The 20,937-nt window shown below is 73.0% G+C and carries 19 protein-coding genes; 9 read left to right on the top strand and 10 right to left on the bottom strand.

The genetic code is table 11. The features are described 5' to 3' along the window. Window positions 1–103: 103 nt before the first annotated feature. From ACIRG9_RS25785 to folP, 7 genes are all read right to left on the bottom strand, one after another. A complete protein-coding gene (locus ACIRG9_RS25785; RefSeq protein ID WP_402860902.1) occupies window positions 104–616 on the bottom strand; it encodes a hypothetical protein in 513 nt (170 codons plus the stop codon). A 68-nt stretch (window positions 617–684) separates the two neighbouring features. Continuing rightward, window positions 685–993, bottom strand: a complete 309-nt coding sequence (locus ACIRG9_RS25780) for a hypothetical protein (RefSeq protein ID WP_402860900.1) — start codon at window positions 991–993, stop codon at window positions 685–687. 123 nt (window positions 994–1,116) lie between these two features. Next, on the bottom strand, window positions 1,117–2,328 hold the full coding sequence (locus ACIRG9_RS25775; RefSeq protein ID WP_402860897.1) for an ABC transporter permease: 1,212 nt from the start codon (window positions 2,326–2,328) through the stop codon (window positions 1,117–1,119). A gap of 119 nt (window positions 2,329–2,447) precedes the next feature. Next, a complete protein-coding gene (locus tag ACIRG9_RS25770; protein WP_402860894.1) occupies window positions 2,448–2,936 on the bottom strand; it encodes a DUF3180 domain-containing protein in 489 nt (162 codons plus the stop codon). A gap of 55 nt (window positions 2,937–2,991) precedes the next feature. Next, complete coding sequence (gene folK, locus ACIRG9_RS25765; RefSeq protein WP_402860891.1) at window positions 2,992–3,519, bottom strand: 2-amino-4-hydroxy-6-hydroxymethyldihydropteridine diphosphokinase; 528 nt, start codon at window positions 3,517–3,519, stop codon at window positions 2,992–2,994. After that, window positions 3,516–3,875: a dihydroneopterin aldolase gene (gene folB, locus ACIRG9_RS25760; RefSeq protein WP_402860888.1), complete on the bottom strand. Its 360-nt coding sequence runs from the start codon at window positions 3,873–3,875 to the stop codon at window positions 3,516–3,518. The genes folK and folB overlap by 4 nt, the downstream gene beginning before the upstream one ends. Then, complete coding sequence (gene folP / locus ACIRG9_RS25755) at window positions 3,872–4,735, bottom strand: dihydropteroate synthase (protein WP_402860885.1); 864 nt, start codon at window positions 4,733–4,735, stop codon at window positions 3,872–3,874. The genes folB and folP overlap by 4 nt, the downstream gene beginning before the upstream one ends. A gap of 355 nt (window positions 4,736–5,090) precedes the next feature. Here folP and ACIRG9_RS25750 point away from each other — a divergent pair, with 355 nt between their 5' ends. From ACIRG9_RS25750 to ACIRG9_RS25720, 7 genes are all read left to right on the top strand, one after another. Next, the gene (locus ACIRG9_RS25750) at window positions 5,091–5,405 is read left to right on the top strand and encodes a hypothetical protein (protein WP_402860882.1); all 315 of its coding nucleotides are present in this window, start codon (window positions 5,091–5,093) and stop codon (window positions 5,403–5,405) included. 12 nt (window positions 5,406–5,417) lie between these two features. Next, the gene (locus ACIRG9_RS25745) at window positions 5,418–5,780 is read left to right on the top strand and encodes a hypothetical protein (RefSeq protein ID WP_073837722.1); all 363 of its coding nucleotides are present in this window, start codon (window positions 5,418–5,420) and stop codon (window positions 5,778–5,780) included. A gap of 49 nt (window positions 5,781–5,829) precedes the next feature. Then, the gene (locus ACIRG9_RS25740) at window positions 5,830–9,261 is read left to right on the top strand and encodes an ATP-binding protein (protein WP_402860878.1); all 3,432 of its coding nucleotides are present in this window, start codon (window positions 5,830–5,832) and stop codon (window positions 9,259–9,261) included. Between the two features lie 187 nt (window positions 9,262–9,448). Then, window positions 9,449–11,356: an MFS transporter gene (locus ACIRG9_RS25735; protein WP_402861127.1), complete on the top strand. Its 1,908-nt coding sequence runs from the start codon at window positions 9,449–9,451 to the stop codon at window positions 11,354–11,356. Beyond that, the gene (locus tag ACIRG9_RS25730; protein ID WP_402860875.1) at window positions 11,353–11,910 is read left to right on the top strand and encodes a hypothetical protein; all 558 of its coding nucleotides are present in this window, start codon (window positions 11,353–11,355) and stop codon (window positions 11,908–11,910) included. Before ACIRG9_RS25735 ends, ACIRG9_RS25730 begins: the two co-directional genes overlap by 4 nt. Further along, entirely contained in the window at window positions 11,907–13,076 is a 1,170-nt protein-coding gene (locus ACIRG9_RS25725) for a M23 family metallopeptidase (protein ID WP_402860872.1), read from the top strand. The genes ACIRG9_RS25730 and ACIRG9_RS25725 overlap by 4 nt, the downstream gene beginning before the upstream one ends. A gap of 9 nt (window positions 13,077–13,085) precedes the next feature. Then, window positions 13,086–13,688 carry a hypothetical protein gene (locus ACIRG9_RS25720; protein WP_402860869.1) on the top strand — a complete coding sequence of 201 codons (603 nt, stop codon included), beginning with the start codon at window positions 13,086–13,088 and terminating at the stop codon, window positions 13,686–13,688. 7 nt (window positions 13,689–13,695) lie between these two features. Here the strand turns inward: ACIRG9_RS25720 and ACIRG9_RS25715 are convergent, their stop codons facing one another. Beyond that, the gene (locus tag ACIRG9_RS25715) at window positions 13,696–14,256 is read right to left on the bottom strand and encodes a hypothetical protein (protein ID WP_402861124.1); all 561 of its coding nucleotides are present in this window, start codon (window positions 14,254–14,256) and stop codon (window positions 13,696–13,698) included. A gap of 281 nt (window positions 14,257–14,537) precedes the next feature. Between ACIRG9_RS25715 and ACIRG9_RS25710 the strand changes: the two genes are divergently transcribed. Continuing rightward, complete coding sequence (locus ACIRG9_RS25710; RefSeq protein ID WP_402860866.1) at window positions 14,538–17,096, top strand: FtsK/SpoIIIE domain-containing protein; 2,559 nt, start codon at window positions 14,538–14,540, stop codon at window positions 17,094–17,096. 37 nt (window positions 17,097–17,133) lie between these two features. Next, entirely contained in the window at window positions 17,134–17,832 is a 699-nt protein-coding gene (locus ACIRG9_RS25705) for a hypothetical protein (protein ID WP_402860863.1), read from the top strand. 71 nt (window positions 17,833–17,903) lie between these two features. Here the strand turns inward: ACIRG9_RS25705 and folE are convergent, their stop codons facing one another. Both folE and ftsH read right to left on the bottom strand, forming a co-directional pair. Further along, window positions 17,904–18,569 (bottom strand): GTP cyclohydrolase I FolE, encoded by a 666-nt coding sequence (gene folE, locus ACIRG9_RS25700; protein ID WP_402861121.1) that lies wholly within the window; start codon window positions 18,567–18,569, stop codon window positions 17,904–17,906. Between the two features lie 32 nt (window positions 18,570–18,601). Further along, window positions 18,602–20,608 (bottom strand): ATP-dependent zinc metalloprotease FtsH, encoded by a 2,007-nt coding sequence (gene ftsH / locus ACIRG9_RS25695; protein ID WP_402861118.1) that lies wholly within the window; start codon window positions 20,606–20,608, stop codon window positions 18,602–18,604. Between the last annotated feature and the right edge of the window lie 329 nt (window positions 20,609–20,937).

The following is a 20,937-nucleotide window of genomic DNA, read 5'->3' as shown; positions in this document are numbered from 1 at the left end:
GGTTGCTCACCCCGACCCACGACGCGGCGGCCAGCGGCTCACCTCGACCCCCGACGCGGGCGGCCGGTGGCTCGCGCGATCCCCGACGCGGGCGGCCGGTGGCTCAGGCGCGACCGCCGAGGCTGGCCAGGCCGATGATCCAGCCGGTGAAGAAGCCGTAGGTGGCACCGGTGCTCGCGCCCTGGAAGGCGACGAGAAGCGACCCACCCGGCCCGAACAGCGCCGCCAGCAGGGCGGTGAACCCGCCGGCCAGGGCGTACGCGGCCCAGCCGGAGAAGAACTGGCTGGTCGAGTTCCCGACCCGGGCCACCTGGCCGGCGGGCAGCAGGTAGAGCAGGGCCGCAGCGAGGATCACCAGCAGGAGGGCCCGCAGGTCGGCGGCGAGCACGCCCTGCGACGGGTCGTCGGAGTGCAGCCGCCAGGCGGGCCAGGCGAGCAGCCGCAGGAGCCAGCCGCCCGCTCCGGCCGGGTCGGTGTGGTGCTGGACCCAGTCCACGTACATCGGGCTGCCGCAGACCGCGACGAGCAGGAACGCGGCGAGGGCACCGGTGCCGGCGGCGGTGCCATACCCGCGGACGGCCCGAAGGCGCTTGGTGATGGCCAGGGGGCGGGTCACCGGCCCGCCCCGCCGGGCAGGCCCGCGCGTACGCGCGACCGCCCTGGGCCGGCGGACGGCCATCGGGGTCAGTGCTTCATCAGGTAGTCGATGAAGGCGGCCCGCAGCAGCGGCGCGGACTCCTCGTAGCCGTGCCCGGTCAGCTCCCGCCAGAGGGCGTTCGCCTCGTCGACGGTCGGCCCGACCGAGTTGGGGGCACCGTCCAGGGCGGCGGCCTCGTCCGCGTTGGGCAGGTGCCGCAGCACCGACCAGAAGAACCTGACGTCGCGGCGCTCCCGGGCCAGGGCGAAGGCCTGCTCGCGCAATTCCTCGGTGGAGAGCTTGTCGAGCTCGTCGAAGGTGCGGCCGCCGGGCCCGGTGGCAGGAGATTCGGTCATGTCGCCGAGCCTAACCGGCGAGATCAGGTCCGGCTCGCCGGACGCGTCCCGGTCGACGCACCGGACCGGCCGACTCCGCCCCCACCGGCCGGGCTGATCCCCCGCACCGGCTCGGGCGTCCGGTCAGCGGTCGTCGGCGTCCCAGCGGCGCGGCGCGCTCTCCCAACGCGGGGCCTCCCACGCGTCGACGGTGGTATCGGTGGTCCGCACCGGCAGCACCGACGGCCAGGCGTCGGCGGGTTCGGGCGGCTTGGTCAGCGCCCAGCCACTGGTGATGGTGCCGTCGCCGGCCGGCCCCAGCTCCATCCCGGGGCGTGGCCGGCCGAACGTCTCGACCAGCCGGGTGACCAGCAGCCCGACACCGAGCACGGCACCGCCGACGGCCCATCGGCTGATCGTCCACCCCTGGGCCGTGGACCAGCTCAGGAAGACCTCCACCAGGGTGACCGCGAACAGCGTGCCGAAGACCCCGCCGCGCCGGCCGTAGGCGCTGGTGCCAGCGAGCATCGCGGTGCCGACCGCGAGCACCGACCAGTCCAGCCCGGTACGCGGCAACACCGGGCCGTCGCCGTTCGCCGCCAGCAGCACCCCGCCGAGCATGGCCAGGACGGTGGAGCCGACCAGGGCCAGCGCGGTCACCGTCGCGGCGACGCCGCCCCGCCGGCGGGCCGGATCGGCGACCGGCCGGAACCGCCCGATCAGCCGCCGGACCGGCTTCATCGCGCCGAAGAGTCCGCCGAGGACGGCCACCGCGGCGAAGCCGACGAAGAGGTAGAGGGCGGTGTCCCGGGGGTCGTAGCCGCCCTGGGCCGTGACCGGACCGGTCCGCCGCTCGATGTACACGATGACGCCCGCCGCGGCGGCCAGGCTCGCCGCCCAGCCGGGCACATGCAGCACCACCACCGCCAGCGCCAGCGCCAGCCCGCCGAGCACCGCCACCACCAGCGCCGGAAGCAGCGCCTCCCGGACGCCCCGGTCGCCCTGCTCGGCGAAGTGCAGCGCGGCGGCCAGCGCGACCGGGCCGATCGCCAGGTTCACCGCGGCGGCGCGCAGGCTCAGCCCGGCGGCGAGGGCGAGCAGCCCGAGCGCGGCCACGTCGACCAGGAGCGAATCGAGGCGGCCCCCGCGCAGCGCGTCCGGGTTGTCCCGCCAGAGCAGCCAGGTCATCGTGGCCAGCCCGGCCAACAGCAGGAACTCCCAGATCACGTGGACGGCGACGCCGTCCCGGCCGGGCTCACCGTGCGCCGGGTCGTCGAAGACATGCTCCAGCACCGAGGCGGGTACGGCGGACGACGGCTCCGCCGGCACGATCCGGCCCGTTTCGTCGTACCCCATGCGCCGTGCCTCCCACGTGGCCGGCCGTTCGGGTCCGACGCAGGGCGGACCGGCGGCGGCCGTTGCTCTCCGGTCGCCAGGGACGGTACCTGCGGGCCGGGACGGTGGGAACCCCCGGATCAGCGCTGGCCGGGTCGGCTTTCCCGATCGCCGGGTTCGCGGTCCTCGTCGTCCTTCTGCTCCGGCACCCGGCAGGCCCGTTCCAGCCAGAGCGCCGCGGCGACCAGCGCGAGCGAGGCGAGCACGCCGCCGACACCGGCCGGCCGGTCGCCGACGGCGGCGTTCGTCCGCTCGATGAAGAGCCAGCCGGTCAGGCCGGCATAGAAGCCGGCAAAGATGGCCCCGGCCAGCGCGGAGGCTTTGGCCAGCACCACGAACCGGGCGACCAGCAGCGGGTTGAGCGGCTCCCTGCCGGGGCGTCCCTCGATCTTGCCGCGGGTGTTGACGGCCGCGTACCCCTCCAGCACGGCCAGGGCGGCGAGCGTGACCACCGGCAGCCAGGGCAGGCTGGGCGCCAGGTCGTAGTAGAAGCTGCTGATCAGCAGCCAGGCCACCGCCGCGGCGGCCAGGCCGGCCACCACCAACGTGGAGATCCGGGTCGGACCCATCCGGAAACGATCGGGGTCGCGCGGGGACTGCGTCATGCGTGCCGGCTCCACTGGGTCATGCGTCCGACTCTAACGCCAGATCCGACCGGGGGGTGAGTTCCAGGGCGTCGGAGGCCAGCGGCTCGGCGTTGAGCAGGTCGGTCAGCCAGCCGTGCCCGGGCAGCCGGCCGTGCGGCTCGATGTCGATCCACGGCCGCAGCACGAACGCCCGCAGGTGGGCGCGGGGGTGCGGAAGGGTCAGTTCGGGATCGTCGCTGAGCACCGGCTGCCCGGCCTCGTCCCAGACCGCGACGACGTCGACGTCGAGGGTGCGCGGACCGTACCGGCGCTCCGGGTCGCGGGTCCGCCCGGCCGCCGCCTCGGCAGACCGGGCCCGGTCCAGCCAGTCACGCGGGTCCGCCGCCGGGTCCACGACCAGCACCGCCGCGTTCAGGTACGCGGGCTGCTCGGCGTCGCCCCAGGGTGGAGTCTCGTAGACCCCGGAGACCACCAGCACCGCGTCGTCGAACGCGGCCACCGCCGCGCGCAGGTGGGCGAGCCGGTCACCGAGGTTGCTGCCGATCGACAGCACGGCCCGGGTCACCGGGTACGCCGCATCGTGACGGCCACGTCGCGGAAGGCGTACGGGATCGGGGCTTCGGGCTTGTGTACGGTCACCGTGGCGGCGGCCACCAGCGGTTCGGCCAGGCAGACCGTGAGCAGCCGGTCGGCGAGCGTCTCGATCAGGTTGACGGGCTCGCCGGTGATCACCGCGACGAGCTTCTCGGCCAGCTCGCCATAGTGCACGGTGTCGGTCACCTCGTCCGAGCGCGCGGCCGGGGCGAGGTCAAGTTCGAGCACTGCGTCGACCACGAACTCCTGCCCCTGGGCACGTTCGAAGTCGTAGACGCCGTGCCGGCCGTGCGCGCGCAGGCCGGTCAGCTCGATCCGGTCGGTCACCGGGCCACCTCGCTCGCCGTGCTGGCCAGGCGCGGGCTGCCGGTGGCCCGCCAAACGGCGAGCGCGTCGGCGGTGGCGCGGACGTCGTGCACGCGTACCCCCCAGGCGCCGGCCGCCACCGCGAGCACGCTGGTGGCGACGGTGGCCGCCTCGCGTCCGGACGTGGGTCGGGGAGTTCCGTCGGCGTCGGCGAGCAACTGGCCCAGGTACGACTTGCGGCTCGACCCGAACAGCAGCGGGAAGCCGAGGTCCACCAGTTCGGGCAGGCGGGCGCTGAGTTCCCAGTTGTGCGCGGCGGTCTTCGCGAAGCCGAGCCCGGGATCGATGATGATCTTCTCGGCGGCGACTCCGGCGCCCAGCGCCTCGTCGACCCGCTGGCTCAGCTCGGCCCGGACCTCGGCCACCACGTCACCGTAGTCGGCCAGGTCGCGCATCTGGCGGGAATGGCCCCGCCAGTGCATGAGCACCCAGGGGCAGCCGGCGTCGCGAACCACCCGGGCCATGTCCGGGTCGGCGAGGCCACCGGAGACGTCGTTGACCACATCGGCGCCAGCGGCGAGGGCCGCCTCGGCCACCCGGGCCCGGCTGGTGTCGATGCTGCTCGGGATGCCGGCGAGGCGCAGCGCGCGGATCACCGGCAGCACCCGGGCGATCTCGGTCTCCGCGTCGACCCGGTCGGCGCCTGGCCGGGTGGACTCGCCACCCACGTCGACCAGGTCCGCGCCCTCCGCGCGCAGTCGCACTCCGTGTCCGACGGCGGCATCCAGATCGGCGTACCGGCCGCCGTCGGAAAAGGAGTCGGGCGTGACGTTGAGGACGCCCATCAGCACCGGGGCCTGCGCCCGCACCAGATCGGTCACGACCCGACAGTACCGGTCCCCAGCAGGGCTTCCGGCGACCCGGGGGAGCCTCACCAGCGACGGCCCTGACATGCGAATTGGAACAGGTGTACGATCGGTCGTCCGGGTCGTATCCGGTCGAGTCTTCGCGGGTTGTCGCAAAGGTGCCCGGCCCGTACGCTTTGGAATTGCCCAGCATCGAGATGGCGAAGCCTGGAGGGAGGGCCGAAGCGGGAAAAATCCTCCCAAAGCTCGCCACTCTCCGTGGTGGGCACCGGACGCAGCGTCAGGAGCGCCGCGTCCAGAAAGCACCATCCCGCCAGGCTTGCCTACTTGCACCGCGCGGCACCGCCGGCCGCGACATGGGGAGGTTCCAGTGATCGCCATCGAGCTCATGGGGACGGCTTCCGCCGCCGTCGATCACGCGCTCCACACCCTGGCGTCGACTCCACTCGCCGAGCCGGCACCCAAGGGCATCGCCACCGAGAACATCGTCAGCTTCTTCGCCAGCAAGATCGCACCGATCCTGCTGGCGGTGCTCGGCGTCATCTTCATCGGTCGGGCCAGCCGGGGCGAGATCTCCAAGGTGCTGACCAGCTCGGCGATCGCGATCGTCGGCCTGGCCTTCATCGCGGGCGCGGCCACACTCTTCTTCGTCGGCGACTACCTGATCAACCTGATCTTCCAATAGGCGCGGGCGACCATGCGGCTGCGCACCGACGACGACATCTACCGGGCCCGCCTCGTCTATCTCGGGCCGCCCGGGTACACCCTTCCCGTCCACCTGCCGTATGCCCAGTACGGCCTGTTCATGCTGCTCGTACCCCTCTACATGTTCATCCACTGGTTGTTCACGTTGCAGGTCGAGCTCTTCCCCGCCTGGGAGATCTCCCTCGCCATCGTGACCACCTCGTTCATCTTCCGGCACGTCGATCCGGACCGGCCGGCGCGCATGGTCATCCGGACCGCGCTGACGGACTGGCGACGTACCCGGGAGCCGGCGGCCGAGCTGCGCGACCCGCGCCTGGTGGCGAGCCGGATCAGGATCCGGGAGGAACTGGCATGACCGGGTGTACGCCGATGTTGCAGCCGAACAACGCGGGTGAGGCGGTCGCATGAGTCGCTCTTCCACGCCGGGTTCCCCGGCCGGGCGTCCGGCCGGCCCACACGGTAACCGAGCGCGATCGTTTGACTACCCGTCCGACGAGGAATCGGACGAGGTCGCGCTGGACCCGGCGCTGGCGACCAGCCCCGGGCACGGCCGGGTCGGGGTCTTCCAGCCGCCCCGGCCGGCGGGGCCCCGCACGACCGGCCACGAACAGCGGGTGCCCGCGGTCGGCGACCACGGCGACATCGACTCGCCGTTCCTCGACCTCTTCGGTGGCGCACAGCCCGGCATACGGCGTCCCGCCGCCCGCCCCCCGAACCCACCCGCGGCGATCCCGGCCGAGCCGGCTCCCGTGGTGGCGCCGCCCCGGCGAGGGATCGGGCGGGAGGCGCCGCCGATCCCGCACCAGCCGGCCGCCCCAGCCGAGCCGGCCACGCCGCCCCCGACCGTAAGCAACGACACGCCGGTGGACGAGCCGTCCATCGCCCGGCGGCGGGAGAGCGCCCCTGGCGTACGCCCGGTCGGCCGGACCCGCGACCTCCCCGAGACCGGCCATGACGTCGAGCCGCCGGACCGGCCCACCGCGCGGACGGCCGCTCTCGATCCGACACCCCCGACCCGTACCCGGGTGCCGCAGCAGCCCGGCGAGCGGCTGCCCGCGCTCCGGTCGACCACCGAGCCCGAACTGGCCGAGCCCGAGCCCGAGCCCGCCGTCGACCGTCCGGCCCGGCGAGGCGATCGGCGCGCGGCGGAGGCGGCCCGGCCGAACGGCCGCGAGGTCGCCGCCTCCGCCGCGCGCGAGGTGACCCCGCCCCGGCAGCGGTCCGTGGAACGCGGCGGCAAGCCCGTCAAGCCGGTCCGGGTACGCGCCCCCAAGATCAAGTTCGGCGACCGCGACCCATCGGTGGAACTGGCGATCACCGAGATCGCCGGCCATCTCACCTTCACCCCGAACACGGTCACCGCCTGGTACTGGCTGCCCGAGGTGCGTTGGGCGTTCCGCCCCGACGCCGAGCGGGAGGCCCTGCTCTCGGCCATCTCCGAGCAGTACGCCGGCCTGGCCGGCTTCCGGCTGCACCTGCGCCGCACCTCCCGGCCCTTCCCGGCCGACGAGTGGGCGCGCACCATCGACGCGCACACGGCGTCTCCGCTGCCCGACGTGCCCGGCACACCCGGCTGGGCCGACCACCTGGTCGCCGCGCAACGGCACCTGATGGCGGTCAACCACGCGGAGGGGCAGACGTACCTCGGCGTCACCTTCGCCCGCCGGTCGCTGGGCGACTCGCTCACCGAGCGGCTGCTGCGCGCCTTCGGTCGGGGCACCGCCGACGGCGAACGCCGCAAGCTGGGCCGCACCGTCGAGCAGTTCGACGAGGTGCTCGGGGCGTTCGGCATGCGCGGGCGTCGGGTGACCGCGCAGGAACTCGAGTGGCTGCTCTACCGTTCCGTCGCGCTCTGCATGGCGCCGCCGGGCGCCCTCTCCCCGGTCACCAACGGCCGGTGGGAGCGCGGTGACCTGCTCGCCCTCACCGAGCAGGTGGAGCGCTACCGGGCCCCGTACGGGTCGACGGTGAAGCTGGTCAACCGGATGACCGGCGAGGAGCGGCACGTGGCCGTGCTCGCCGTCGGCCGGATGGAGCCGCTGGAGATCCCCGAGCGGCACGAGCCCTGGCTGCACTTCCACGAGCGGCTGCCATGGCCGATGGAACTCTCCACCCGGGTGGACATCCTCGGCTCCGGCGACTCCTTCCGGAACCTGGAGCACCGGCTCCGGATGATCCGTTCCCAGCAGCTCGACTACGCCGAGCACGGCATCGACGCACCGCCGGAGCTGGAACGGCTCGCCAAGCGGGCACTGGTGATCGGTGACGAGATGACCACCGGCCTGCCGGTCGACTCGGCCCGGGCGCACGGCTGGCACCGGATCGCGGTCGGCGGACGGACCCGGGAGGAATGCCTGGAGCGGGCCCGCCGGCTCATCCAGCTCTACTCCCGGGAGCTGCGGATCTCGCTCCAGCACCCGAAGAACCAGGACTGGCTGGCCCGCGAGTTCATCCCTGGCGAGCCGATCGCCAACACCGGCTACGTCCGGCGGATGCCGGTCAACCTGCTCGCCGCGGCGCTGCCGCAGGCCGCCTCCACGGTCGGCGACCGGCGCGGCGACCTGATCGGCCGGACCGCCGGCACCTGCCGCCGGCCGGTCTTCCTCGACCTGCACTTCCCGATGGAGGTGCGGGAACGCTCCGGCTTGGCGGTCTTCGTCGCCGAACCCGGCGGCGGCAAGTCCACCCTGCTCGGCGCGCTCGGCTACCTGGCCGCCCGGCGCGGCGTCCAGGTGACCCTGCTCGACCCGTCCGGCCCGCTGGCCCGGCTGTGCGCGATGCCGGAGCTGGCGCCGTACTCCCGCGTGCTCAACCTGACCGGCTCCGAGCAGGGCACCCTCGCACCGTACGCGCTGATCCCGACGCCGCTGCGCAGCGAGTTCGGCGACGGGTCGGCGGGCGACCGGGAATTCGAGATCGCCATCTCCAACGCCCGCGCCGAGCGGCGCATGCTGGTGCAGGACATCTGCATGATGCTGGTGCCGCCGCAGGTGGCCCGGGAGGCCTCCACCGCGACCCTGTTCCGGCACGCCGTACGCCAGGTGCCGGCCGAGGAGACGTCCACCCTGGACGACGTCGTCGCCTGCCTCCAGGGGCTGGACGACGAGGCCGGCCGGGAGTTGGCGAACCTGCTGCTGGACACGGCCGAGATGCCGCTGGCCATGCTCTTCTTCGGCCGGCCGCCGGAGAACCTGCTCGGCGCAGACGCGGCGCTCACCGTGATCACCATGGCCGGGCTCCGGCTGCCCGACCTCAAGATCGAACGCGAGTACTGGTCGGCCGAGGAGGCGCTCGCCCTGCCGATGCTGCACACCGCGCACCGGCTCGCCGTCCGACGCTGCTACGGCGGCTCGATGTCGTCCCGGAAACTGGTCGGCCTGGACGAGGCGCACTTCATGGAGGGCTGGCGTTCCGGGCGGTCGTTCCTGGTCCGCCTCGCCCGCGACTCGCGCAAGTGGAACCTCGCCGCCCTGGTCGCCTCGCAGAACCCGAAGGACATCCTCGGACTCGACGTGCAAAACCTGGTCTCCACCGTGTTCGTCGGCCGGATCGCCGAGGACACCGAGATCGCCTCCGAGGCGCTGCGGCTGCTCCGGGTACCGGTCGACGACGGTTACGAAGCCACCCTGGCATCGCTGTCCCAGGCCGACTCCGGCTCGGCCGCCCGGCTCGGCTTCCGCGAGTTCGTGATGCGCGACGTCGACGGGCGTGTGCAGAAGGTCCGGGTCGACGTGTCGTACGTCGACGGGCTGCTGGAACACCTGGACACCACCCCCGCCGCGGTCGCCCAGTCGGCCGGGGTGCTACCGACCGTCCTGGCTGATCTGGAGGGGTGACGTGGCTTGGCCGTGTTTCGCAAGGCCCGCCCGAGCGAGCCGAGGCCCAGGCGGCGGTCCGGCACGGCGGAGGTTCGCTCGGATACCGGTGTTGCATCCGGATGAAGCGACAACGCCGCCGGTCGTCGGCGGGGCTCGACGCAGCCAGGAAGAGTCTTGCGAAACACGGCCCGGGGCCCGGGCACGGATCGCGGCGCTCCTGCTCGCGCTCGGCGTACTCGCCGGGGCCACCATCGTCTGGCCGCTGGTCGGGGCGACACCCGCGTACGGGGCCCCACCCGTCGCCCAGGCTCGGGCCGAGCTGTGCAGCACCAAGGAGTGGCAGACCGACTTCCGCGCCTGCGTCGCCCGGCTCGACGAGGTCAAGCAGGACACGGTCGAGTGCCGCAACGCCCCCGTACCCAACACGCCGGACTCGGGCCTGGCGGGCTGGTTCGCCTCCCGCCCCGACTCCGCGAAGCTCCCCGGTCCGAAGGGGCTCTACAGCGACTACGGGTATGCGGGGTACAGCTTCACGACGTACGACGTGGACGGGGGCTGCGCGTCGTCGGTCCTCCACCCGGACTACCGCTTCACCAACATGGTCGCGAACGGCGAGTTCATGTTCGCCAACGCGGTGATCGGTGCGTCGAACGCGCTGCGGGAACGGGCCTGGGACCCGCGCTCGATGTGGCGCTGGGCGGACCCCTTGGTGGAACAGGCCACCAAGGCCGTCTATCAGAAGGTGTTCAGCGTCTTCGGCATCATCACGCTCTGCGTGGTCGGCCTCTACCTGCTCTGGCGATCGCGTCAGTCGGACATGAGCAACGCCATGACCACGGCGGGCTGGGCGGTGCTGGTGATGGTGGCGGTGACCGCCCTGGCGGCCTGGCCGGTGAAGTCGGCGAACCTCGCCGACAACACCCTGATCACCACACTCGGCGTCGTGCACGACGCCGTAGGCCCCGCGTCCCGAGACACGCCTATCGGCCAGTGCGACGACCCGAACCCGGAGGCCTGTAAGGACCATCGTCCCCCAGCTGTCCGCGCCAGTGACACCGCCACCGAGACGATGCTGTACCGGAACTGGCTGCGGGGGGTGCTCGGCTCGGCCGACAGCGTGACCGCCAAGAAGTACGGCCTGGCTCTGTACGACGCCAAGTCACTGACTTGGGACGAGGCGGAGTCCATCCGCGCCAACCCCGCCACTCGCGATGTTGTCATCAAGGCCAAGCAGCAGCAGTGGTCCAGGGTCGCCGAGCAGATCAAGACGGAGGACCCGGAGGCGTACGAGTACCTCAAAGGCGTCCGGGACATGGACCGGATCGGGGCCGGCTTCATCGCGGTGCTGGCCTCACTGCTCTTCGCGATGTTCGACCTGACCGCCTCGCTGCTGGTGCTGCTCGGCTTCATGATCTTCCGCTGGGCGGTGATCGCCGCGCCGATCCTCGGCACGGTCGGTCTGATGCGCCCGGCGAGCGCCGGGCTTCGCCGGCTGGCGAACGCTGTGGTGGCGGCCGTCTTCAACATCGCCATCTTCGGCACCGGCGCAGCCATCTACCTGTTCGCCGTCGACCTCATCATGAACACCCCGACCCTGCCCGGCTGGCTGCAGGTGGTCCTGGTCTGGCTCTGCGGTGTGGTGGGCTGGCTGCTGCTCCGTCCATACCGGCGGATCACCCAGCTCGGCGGCAAGGACAGCAGCGAGGCGATCAGCTCAGCCGGCTCCTGGCACCGCCGGTTCTTCCGTGACATCCGAATCGCGGCCCGCTTGGACGTGGCCGAGCCCGGCAGCACCGCCGAGCCGGCGGTCGGCCGGCGGCGCGGCGTGGCGGTCGAACAGAGCAGCCTGCGGCCCGAGGCCCGACATGAGGACCCGTCGCACGCCGCCACGACCAGCGAGCGCGAGCGACCGGACGGGCGGGAATTGGCCGACGAGACCCCCGCGCCCGAGCGGAAGAGCGGACGGACGGCGCCTCGCCCGCGCCGACAGCCGGCGACCTGGACCGAACCGGACGTGCCCGAGGAGGCTCCTTCCTTCGCCATCTACCGGCCGGACTCGGCCGACCGCGCACCGGCCAAACCGGCTCCCCGGGTGCGCTCCGAGGCGCGGTGATGGCGATGCGTCGGGCGCTGGAGTTCCTGTTCACCCGGGTACTGCGGTCCCGGCTCGGCATCGCGCTCGTGATCGCCGCCCTCGTCTTCGGCGTGATCGGCGCGGCCCGGCTGATGTCGGGGCCGCTCGACCCGGCCGCCGGCCTGAGCAACCGGCCACGCGAGCCGATCAGCACGGTCGACCCGGAGGTCGGCGACGACGGGGTGCTGGCCAGCCCGGCTGCGCCGACCCCGAAGACGCGCCCGGGCGAGCTGCCCCCCGAGCAGGCCGCCGCTCGCTTCACCACCGCCTGGCTGGCCGGCCCGGGCAGCAGCGCGGACAACTGGCAGGCACAACTGCAACCGCTCTCCACGCCCGCGCTGACGGAGAAGCTGACCGGCGCGGACCCGGAGAGCGTGCCCGCCCGCAGGGTCACCGGCCAGGTGACCCTCCGGCCACGAACGGAGTCCTTCGTGGAGGCGCTGATCCCGCTCGACAGCGGCCAGCTCCGGCTCGAACTGGTGGCCCCAGAGGGCCGCTGGCTGGTGGACGCGGTCGACTGGGTGCGGCAGTGAGCACGGGGGGCCAGGTTCCCGGCCGGCGGAAGCTACGGCTCGGCGTCGTGGCCGCCGCGCTGACCGCGGCGCTCACCCTGCTCTGCTGCGTCGGCGGTGCCGGCGCGTTCTTCCTCACCGAGTTGGGCGGCGACGAGCAGGACCGGCTGACCGCCAGCCTGGCCTGCGACCCCGCGTACCAGGTCGACATCACCGGGGACATGCCACGTTTCGCCGAGTACGGCGACGGCCAGCTACGCAACGCGGCCGTCATCATCGAGGTCGGCCAGGACATGAAACTGCCCGCTCGCGGCTGGGTGATCGCGCTGGCGACCGCGATGCAGGAGTCCGCCCTGCGCAACCTCGCCAACAGCACGGTGCCAGCGTCGCTGGCGCTGCCGCACGAAGGCGTCGGCTCCGACCATGACTCGCTCGGCCTGTTCCAGCAGCGACCCGGCTGGGGCAGCATCCAGCAGCGGATGACACCGTCGTACGCCGCGCGGAAGTTCTACGAGAAGCTGCTCCTGGTGCCGAACTGGCAGCAGCGACCGCTGACCGTGGTGGCACAGCGTGTTCAGGTCAGTGCCTTTCCCGACGCCTACGCCAAACACGAGGACCTGGCCGGCCGGATCGTGGACGCGCTCGCCGGCGGTGCCGCACGCACGGTGGAGATCGGCGGCAAGGCGGTCTGTGACGCTGCCGCCGGTGCCCGGATCGCCGCCTCCGGCTGGACCGCACCGCTCCCTGGTGGAGTCGGCTCCGGCTTCCGCACCGCCGAGCGTCCCAGCCACAACGGCGTCGACATCGCCGCGGAGAAGGAGACCCCGATCCACGCGGCGTCCGCCGGCCGGGTGCTGGTGGCCCGCTGCGATCCCGACCACTCCGGGCGACGAGACTGCGACCGCGACGGTTGGCCGGGCAAGGGTGGTTGCGGCTGGTTCGTGGACATCCTGCACGCCGGCGGGAACATCACCCGCTACTGCCACATGGTGCGGCGCCCCCTAGTGGTGCCCGGGCAGTCGGTGGAGGCCGGCCAGGAGATCGGCCGCTCCGGGAGCAGCGGGAACTCGTCCGGCCCGCACCTGCACTTCGAGGTGCACGTGGACGCCGACAGGTCAAGCCGTGGTGCGATCAACCCGGTGCCGTTCATGCGGGATCGTGGTGCCCCGCTGGACGGCACCACGTGAGGCCGGGCCATGAGTAATCCGCTGCCCGACCCCTTTGCGGACCAGCCCGACTGGGCACCGCTGCCGCCCCGACCCGTCGAGATCGTGCCCGCCGCCGGCCGGATCGAACTGCGCGGCCGGCGGGTGCTGACCGGCCTGCCCGGCCTCGGTTGGCGCGGTGACCTGCGGGCCGACGAGCGGGTGGTGCAGGGCAGCCGCACGTATGTGCCGGTCATCCCGGAGCACGAGTGGTACCGCGCCGAGTCCGAGCAGGTGGAGGTCTTCGCGCCACTGGTACCGGTCGAGCGGGTCTGGGTGGAGACCGTCGGCGGCGAGCGCCGGCCGTCCGGCCAGCCTGCCCAGGCGGGCCTCCGGCTGGTCTCCCTCGACGCGCCCGCTCATCGTCCGCCCACCCCGGTCTTCGAGGCGGACTCGGTGGCTGGCCGGCGCGTGGTGCACGTGGCGGGCACGGCCGAGCAGCGTGACCTCCGCGCGGTGACGGAGACCTACTCCGGCGCGGACGGGGACATCTGCGTCCGGGTGACTCCGGAGATCGATTGGTACCGCTGGGCGTGGCGTGGTCAGACCCCGACCACGTTGGAGGTTCCGGTCCACCTGCTCTGGCTCGAGTGACCGGCGCTCACCCAAGCTTGTTGCCGCCACAGACTCGCCAGCCGTCCCGGTCGACGACGTGGAAACGCCAATCCTCTCGTCGGCTGCTCCTCGGCTGGCCATTCGCCGAGCTCGAAATAGTCAGAGTTGTCGTCACCCGCTCGCCATCCCCGTCCTTCGCCCGGGTCAGGGGTCCCCAGCTCACCTTGACTACAACGTTGAAGTTGGCCTCACGCCGCTCTAGTTCGGCGCGGAGGCTGCGCACCGAACCAAGGTCATCTCCGTTGTCGCAGGTAAACTGATTCGCCTTCACGTCGTTGCGGTCTATGAGGTAGGCCTGGATGTAGCTGGCCACGACGACGTCGGGGGCGCTGCGGTCGGGGGCGGTCGCGCGGTCGTACAGCACGTAGCCGACGACGGCGCCGCCGCCACAGAGCAGTGCCAACAGCCCGGCGACGGCGGCGAGGACGGTACGCAGCCGCCGGCGAGGACGTTCCGGCGCCGGAGCCGGCGCGGGGGGCGCCAACTGCTCGGGCGGGGTCCGTTGCGCCGGCACGCGGGAGATCTGGGAACCGGCGGGGGGCTGCACTGATTCCACCTCCTGAGGCTATCGGCTGCGCCGCGCGTACCCAATGCCCCAGATCCCCGGATCGTGGCGACCCGCCGGGCGGCCGGCGCGGCGGGGCCAGCCACCCGCCCAGCCGGAACGAACCGCGAACGGTGACGGTCCGGACCGGGCGCCTGATCAGACAACCGGCGGGGCAGGCCCACCGTGAGCCCGCTCACCGCCGCCGCAACGACCGACGCAGCGCCGACCGACATCCCGGAGGACGGACCTCGACTGGGATACCGTCACAACTCGGGGAGGAGATGTCGGCCTCGGGAAGTGAGGTGGACGCGATGGCGGGTCCGAAGGCGCGAGCCGGCCGGGCCGCTGCGCTGCACCGCAGGGCCGAGGCGACGGCGACCGCCGCGGCCGGCATCCTCGACGAGATCCGGCCCGCCCCGGCCGACCACCACCGGCAGTACGAGCTGGCGGAGCGGCTCCGGACGGCGGCGGCGCTCGCCGCGCCGGGCTGGGCCGGTGCCCCGCTGGAGACGCTGGCCCCGACCACCCCACCCGGGGACGGCCCACCGCCGGTGGTCCGGGTCGGCACCGCGGCCCCGTTGGACGACGCCCGGTTCCCCGCGCTGGTGCCGCTGCTCGGCAGCGGGCACCTGAGCGTCGACATCGACGCCCGTGACCCGCGGGTTGCCGGACTGCTGCGGGCCCTCCTGCTCCGGCTGTTCGCCGCCGCTCCGGCCGGTGCCCTGCTGGCTCGCGCGGTGGACGGGGCCGCCGAGGCAGAGCCGGTAGCCGGGGGCATGTTCGCCGGGTTCGCGGCGCTGGCCGACGCGGGACTGCTGCCACCGCCCGCCACCGACGTGGCGGGGCTCCGGGCGGTCCTGACCGAGGCCGAGCAGTGGGTGGCCGCCGGCACGGCCCGACAGCGCGGGCACGACCGGATGCTGCTGCTGGTGGTGGCCGGCCTGCCCGACGGTGCCGCCCCGTCCGACCTCGCCCGGATCGGGGAGCTGGCAGCCCAGGGCCACCGCGCGGGCCTGCACCTGGTGGTGGCCGGCTGGCCGGCCGGCGCACCGCTGCCCCAGGCCACCTCGCTGGCGATACGCACGGCGTACGCGCTGGTGGGTGACCCGCCGGGCACCGGGTTGAGCAGCCCCGGGGCGGAGTCGCCCGGTGGCCTGAACTCGCCGGTCTTCGTCGAGGAGGACCCGCCGCAGGAGCTGGTCACCGAGGTCTGCCGCCGGCTGGCCCGGCAGATCGAGGACGGCTCCCGGCTCGCCCTGACCGACCTGTTGCCCGCCGGCGACCTGTGGGTGTCGGACTCCGCCGGAGGGCTCGCCACCGTGGTCGGTGACGCCGCCGGCCGGCCGGTCAGCCTCGGTTTCACCGAGTTGACCCCGCACTGGCTGATCAGCGGCCGCTCGCAGGCGGGGCGGTCGGCCTTCCTCACCAATGTCCTGTTCGGCCTGGCCGCCCGGTACGGCCCCGACGAGCTGGCGCTGTATCTGGCGGACCTCGACGAGGGCGAATCCTTCGTGGAGTTCCTGCAGACCGAGCGGGACCGGTCCTGGGTGCCGCAGGTGCGGGCCGCCGGGATGGCCGCCGACCGGGAGTACGTGGCGGACCTGCTCGGCGAGCTGGAGGCGGAGCTGCGCCGCCGGGAGGACGCGGGTCGGCGGGCCGGCGGGCAGCGCTACGCGGAGCTGCGTCAGCACCAGTCGCTGCCCCGGATCGTCTGCGTGATCGACGGTTTCCCGCTGCTGCTGCGGGACCGGGACCGGTTGGCCACGGACTTCCTGGCCCGGCTGGAGGCGCTGGCCCGCGCCGCCCGCGCGTATGGGATCCATCTGGTCCTGGCCGGCGAGGGTGACCTCGGCATCGGCGGTCCGCGCGACCCGCTGCTCGGCCAGTTCCCGGTCCGGGTGGCGCTGCCCGGCGGTGCGGCGGTGCTGGAGCCGACGAACGACGCGGCGGCCGGCCTGCCCGTGGGCAGCGCGGTGGTGAACACCGCCGGCGGGCTGGGCGGCCCGCGCGGCGCGACCCGGGGTCACGAGCGGATGATCCGGTTCCCGGACCCGCACGAGGATCAGGATCTTCTCGCCGAGCTGCGGCACCGGCTCTGGTCGGCTCGCCCGGAGGACACCACCCCGCCGGTGGTCTTCGCCGGGTACGCGCGCCCGCTGCTCGCCAACGACCCCCGGTTCCGGGCCGCCCTGGCCGGTCGGGCGCACGCCCCGGCCGCGTTGCTCGGCCGGGCGGTGGACGTACGCCGGTCGACGGCCTCCGTACCGCTGGGGCCGGCCGCCGGCCGGAACCTGGCGGTGCTGGGCCGGGACGAGGAGGCCGGGCGGCTGCTGGTCACGGCAGTCCGGAGCGTGGCCGCCCACCACGGCTCGGCGCGGTTCGTGCTGGCGCCGTTGGCGAACGGTTCGGCCGAGCCGGCCGCGGCCCTCGCCGCGGAGCTGGCTGAGCGGCACGAGGTCTCGACCGTCGACGTGACCGGGCTGCGGGTCGCGCTGGAGGCCGGCGAGCCGGGCTACCTGGTGGTGTTCGGGCTGGACGTGCCGGACGCGACCGAACTGCCGGCCGAGCGGCTGCGGGAGCTGCTGTTGGAGGGACCGCCGGCCGGGCGGCACCTGCTCGGCTGGTGGCGCTCGGTGGCGCCGCTGGCGGGGCTGCTTGGCCCGGTGGGCGAGGTGGACAAGCTGACCGCCGTGGTGGTGACGGACGTGCCGGGCGGCCGGCTCGAGCAGCTCTTCGACCGGCCGGTGCTGTGGCGGCCTCGGCCGGGACGGGCGATGCTCTGGGACGGCCCCGGTGAGCACGGGACGGTCCTGGTGCCGTTCGGGGAGGGGTCGCCGTGAGCGAGCAGACCATCCAGCTCGGTAGCGAGGCGGCGGCGTGAGCGAGCGGAGCGAGACGGGCGCGGCCGCGTCCGGCGGCCCGGCGGTCGACGCCGACCCGGTCGCGGCGGGCTGGGCTGACTACATCGCCGCCGCCCGGCAGCTCGACGGGGTACGCCGGGCCGCGGCGACCGCCGCCGGCGAGCAGGCCCGGTCGGTGGCGGCGGCCCGGGAGGAGTTGACCGCGGTACGGGACCGGCTGGCCGCCCAGCAGTCGCAGCTGCGGGACCGGGGTGTGTCAGCGATCTCGCTGGCGCCAACGCCCCCGGAGATCACCGAGGCGGCCCGGTCGATGGCGGCCGGCCCGTCGGCGGTGCTGGCCTCCCTGCAAACCGCCAGCGGCTGGGCGGAGGCCGCCGACGACACGCTCGCCGCGCGCGGTCTGCCCCGGCTGGCACGTTGGCCGTCGCGCCCCCGCAACCTGCTGGTGTACGGGCCGCTGGCGCTGGTGGTCCCGCTGGTCCAGGTGGTGCTCTTCCTCGCCACCGGCACGGGCCCGGCGACCATCGTGGCGCTGGTGGTGGGGCTGCCGATGCCGGCGGTCGCGTTCATGCTGGGCTGGCTCGCGGTGGGGCGGCTGTTCCGGCCCCGCCCGCAGGACCGGGTGGACCGGACACCCCGGTTCGGTGCGCTGGTGTGCCTGGTCCCGGCGGTGCTGACCACCGCCGGGATCGTCCTGGGGATGCTGGCCGGCTGACCGCCGCCCGCCGGGCGTGGCGCGGGGATCCCCGCGCGGCCGGCTGGACCGCCAGGCGGCGGCCGGCGGCGTTACCGGGGAATGATGAGGGCCATCGCTTCGGCGCGGGACTTGGCGTCGTGCTGCAGGGTGCCGCGCACCGCCGAGGTGATCGTCTTGGCGCCGGCCTTCTGGATGCCGCGCATCGCCATGCACATGTGCTCGCACTCGAGCACCACCACGACACCGCGCGGGACCAGCTTGCTCATCAGCAGGTCGGCGATCTGCGAGGTGAGCCGCTCCTGCACCTGGGGGCGGCGGGCGAAGACCTCGACCAGCCGGGCCAGCTTCGACAGCCCGGTGATCCGGCCGTCCGGCCCCGGGATGTATCCGATGTGCGCGCTGCCCCGGAACGGGAGCAGGTGGTGCTCGCACAGGCTCATCACGTCGATGTCCCGGACGAGCACCAACTCCTCGTGGTTGGCCTCGAAGGTGGTGCTGAGTACCTGCGCCGGGTCGACCCGCAGGCCGGCGAAGAGCTCGGCGTACGCGCGGGCGACGCGGGCGGGCGTCTGCTGGAGGCCGTCACGGTCCGGGTCCTCGCCAACGGCGATGAGGATCTCCCGGACGGCCTTCTCGATCCGGCCCAGGTCCATGGTCTCCTCGACCGGCCGGCCGGTGAGCTTGCCGCTGATCAGGCGTGCGGCGACGTAGTCGAGCGCCTCGTCACCGTCCGGTTCGGTCGACGAGGCGGCCAGCCCCTTGTCGGGGCTGGCCGCTGCGTCCGTATTCAGTGCGTACCGTCCGAGTTGTTCGACGAGCCGCCGACCGAGGCACCGTCGGCCTGGGCCTGCGCCTTCAGGGCTTCCTTCTCGGCCGGGGTGAGCACCGGCGGCTCGGTGGAGGGCTGACGCTTGCCGAAGCCGTGATAGGGGGCCATCGGTGGGCGCTTCGCCACCCGGGCGCAGATCCGGGCCATGTCGGCGGTGGAGAGGGTCTCCTTCTCCATCAGCTCGAGCACGATGTTGTCCAAGACGTCCCGGTACTCCACCAGGATCTCCCAGGCCTCGTCGTGGGCCAGCTCGATCAGCGCCCGCATCTCGCCGTCGATCTCGGCGGCCACCGTGTCCGAGTAGTCCCGCTCGTGGCCCATGCTGCGGCCGAGGAACGGCTCGTCGCCGCTGGTGCCGTACTTGATCGCACCGAGCTTGGAGCTCATGCCGTACTGGGTGATCATCGCGCGAGCCAGCTGGGTGGCCTTCTCGATGTCGTTGCCGGCACCGGTGGTGGGCTCGTGGAAGACCAGTTCCTCGGCGGCCCGGCCACCCAGCGCGTACGCCAGGGTGTCGACCATTTCGGCCCGGGTCTGGGTGTACTTGTCCTCGGTCGGCAGGACCAGGGTGTGGCCCAGCGACCGACCCCGGGACAGGATCGTCACCTTGTGCACCGGCGCGGCGTGCGGCAGCGCCCAGGCGACCAACGCGTGCCCGCCCTCGTGGTACGCGGTGATCTTCTTCTCCTGGTCGCTCATCACCCGGGTCCGGCGCTGCGGACCGGCGATCACCCGGTCGATCGACTCCTCCAGGGAGTCGTTGGTGATCGCCCGCTGGTCCTTGCGGGCGGTGAGCAGTGCGGACTCGTTGATCACGTTTGCCAGGTCGGCACCGCTGAAGCCGGGGGTACGCCGGGCGACCGAGTCGAGGTCGACGTCGGGCGTGAACGGCTTGCCCTTGGCGTGCACCCGCAGGATCGCCTTGCGGCCCTCCATGTCGGGGGCGTCGACCGGGATCTGCCGGTCGAAGCGGCCCGGGCGCAGCAGCGCCGGGTCGAGGATGTCCGGCCGGTTGGTGGCGGCGATCAGGATGACGCCGCCCTTGGTGTCGAAGCCGTCCATCTCGACGAGGAGCTGGTTGAGGGTCTGCTCCCGCTCGTCGTGGCCGCCGCCCATGCCGGCGCCGCGGTGTCGGCCGACCGCGTCGATCTCGTCGACGAAGACGATCGCCGGTGCGTTCGACTTGGCCTGCTCGAAGAGGTCGCGGACCCGGCTGGCGCCGACACCGACGAACATCTCCACGAAGTCCGAGCCGGAGATGGAGTAGAACGGCACCCCGGCCTCACCGGCGACCGCCCGTGCGAGCAGGGTCTTACCGGTGCCGGGCGGGCCGAAGAGCAGCACGCCCTTCGGGATCTTGGCGCCCAGGGCCTGGTACTTCGCCGGGTTCTGCAGGAAGTCCTTGATCTCGTGCAGTTCCTCGACGGCCTCCTCCGCCCCGGCCACGTCCGCGAAGGTGGTCTTCGGCGTGTCCTTGGTGATCATCTTCGCCTTGGACTTGCCGAAGTTGAGCACCCGGGAGCCGCCGCCCTGCATCTGCGACATGAAGAACAGCAGCAGGAGCACGAGCAGCACGATGGGGAGCAGGTTGACCAGCAGGCTGACCCAGATGCTGTCCGAGGAGACCTTGGTGTCGGCCTTGCCGGTGATCCGGTCGGCGGCCTTGGCGTCGAGCACCTGTTTCCAGACGTCGTTGCCCGCCGCGTACGGGAACTGGGCCTCGATCCGGTCGGTCGTGGTGTTGTCGAACTTGGCCTTCTGCGCCAGTTCGAGCTGGATCGTCTGTTCCTTGTCCTGGAAGACGACCTTATTGATCTTGGCAGTGTGGAGCTGGTCGAGCGCCACCGACGTATCCACCCGGTGGAAGCTGGGACCAGCTGTGAAGAGTTGACTGAGCACAACGGCGCCGAGGATGACCAGGATGATCCAGACCACCGGTCGGCGGAAGAAACGCGTACGTTCCATACTGTCGTCGGGCATCGAGACGCCCGCATCCTCCTGATCGACGTCCTGACCGTCTTATTGGTGTCGCCGCCTCGGGCGGCGCCGCAGCCGCCGTGCGGGCCGGCCCCGACCCCGAGACGCGCCAAGTGCCGCGCCGCGGTCATTCGACGGTACACCGTTCGAGCCAGATGTGAGCTTGCGAGCCCGGCACTTACGCGTACGGCGAACTCGGGTTTGAGCCGGCGTGGCGGGGAGCTCCTCACCCGACCACCCGAACGCCCGGTCACACGGTTCGAGGGGCCGGGCGCGAAGAATGCCTCCACGTCACCGGCCTCTACCGTAGACCGAAA

This window comes from Micromonospora sp. NPDC093277, from assembly GCF_044765245.1.
In the GTDB taxonomy this organism is placed as follows: domain Bacteria; phylum Actinomycetota; class Actinomycetes; order Mycobacteriales; family Micromonosporaceae; genus Micromonospora.
This window is presented reverse-complemented; position numbering and strand designations above follow the sequence as displayed.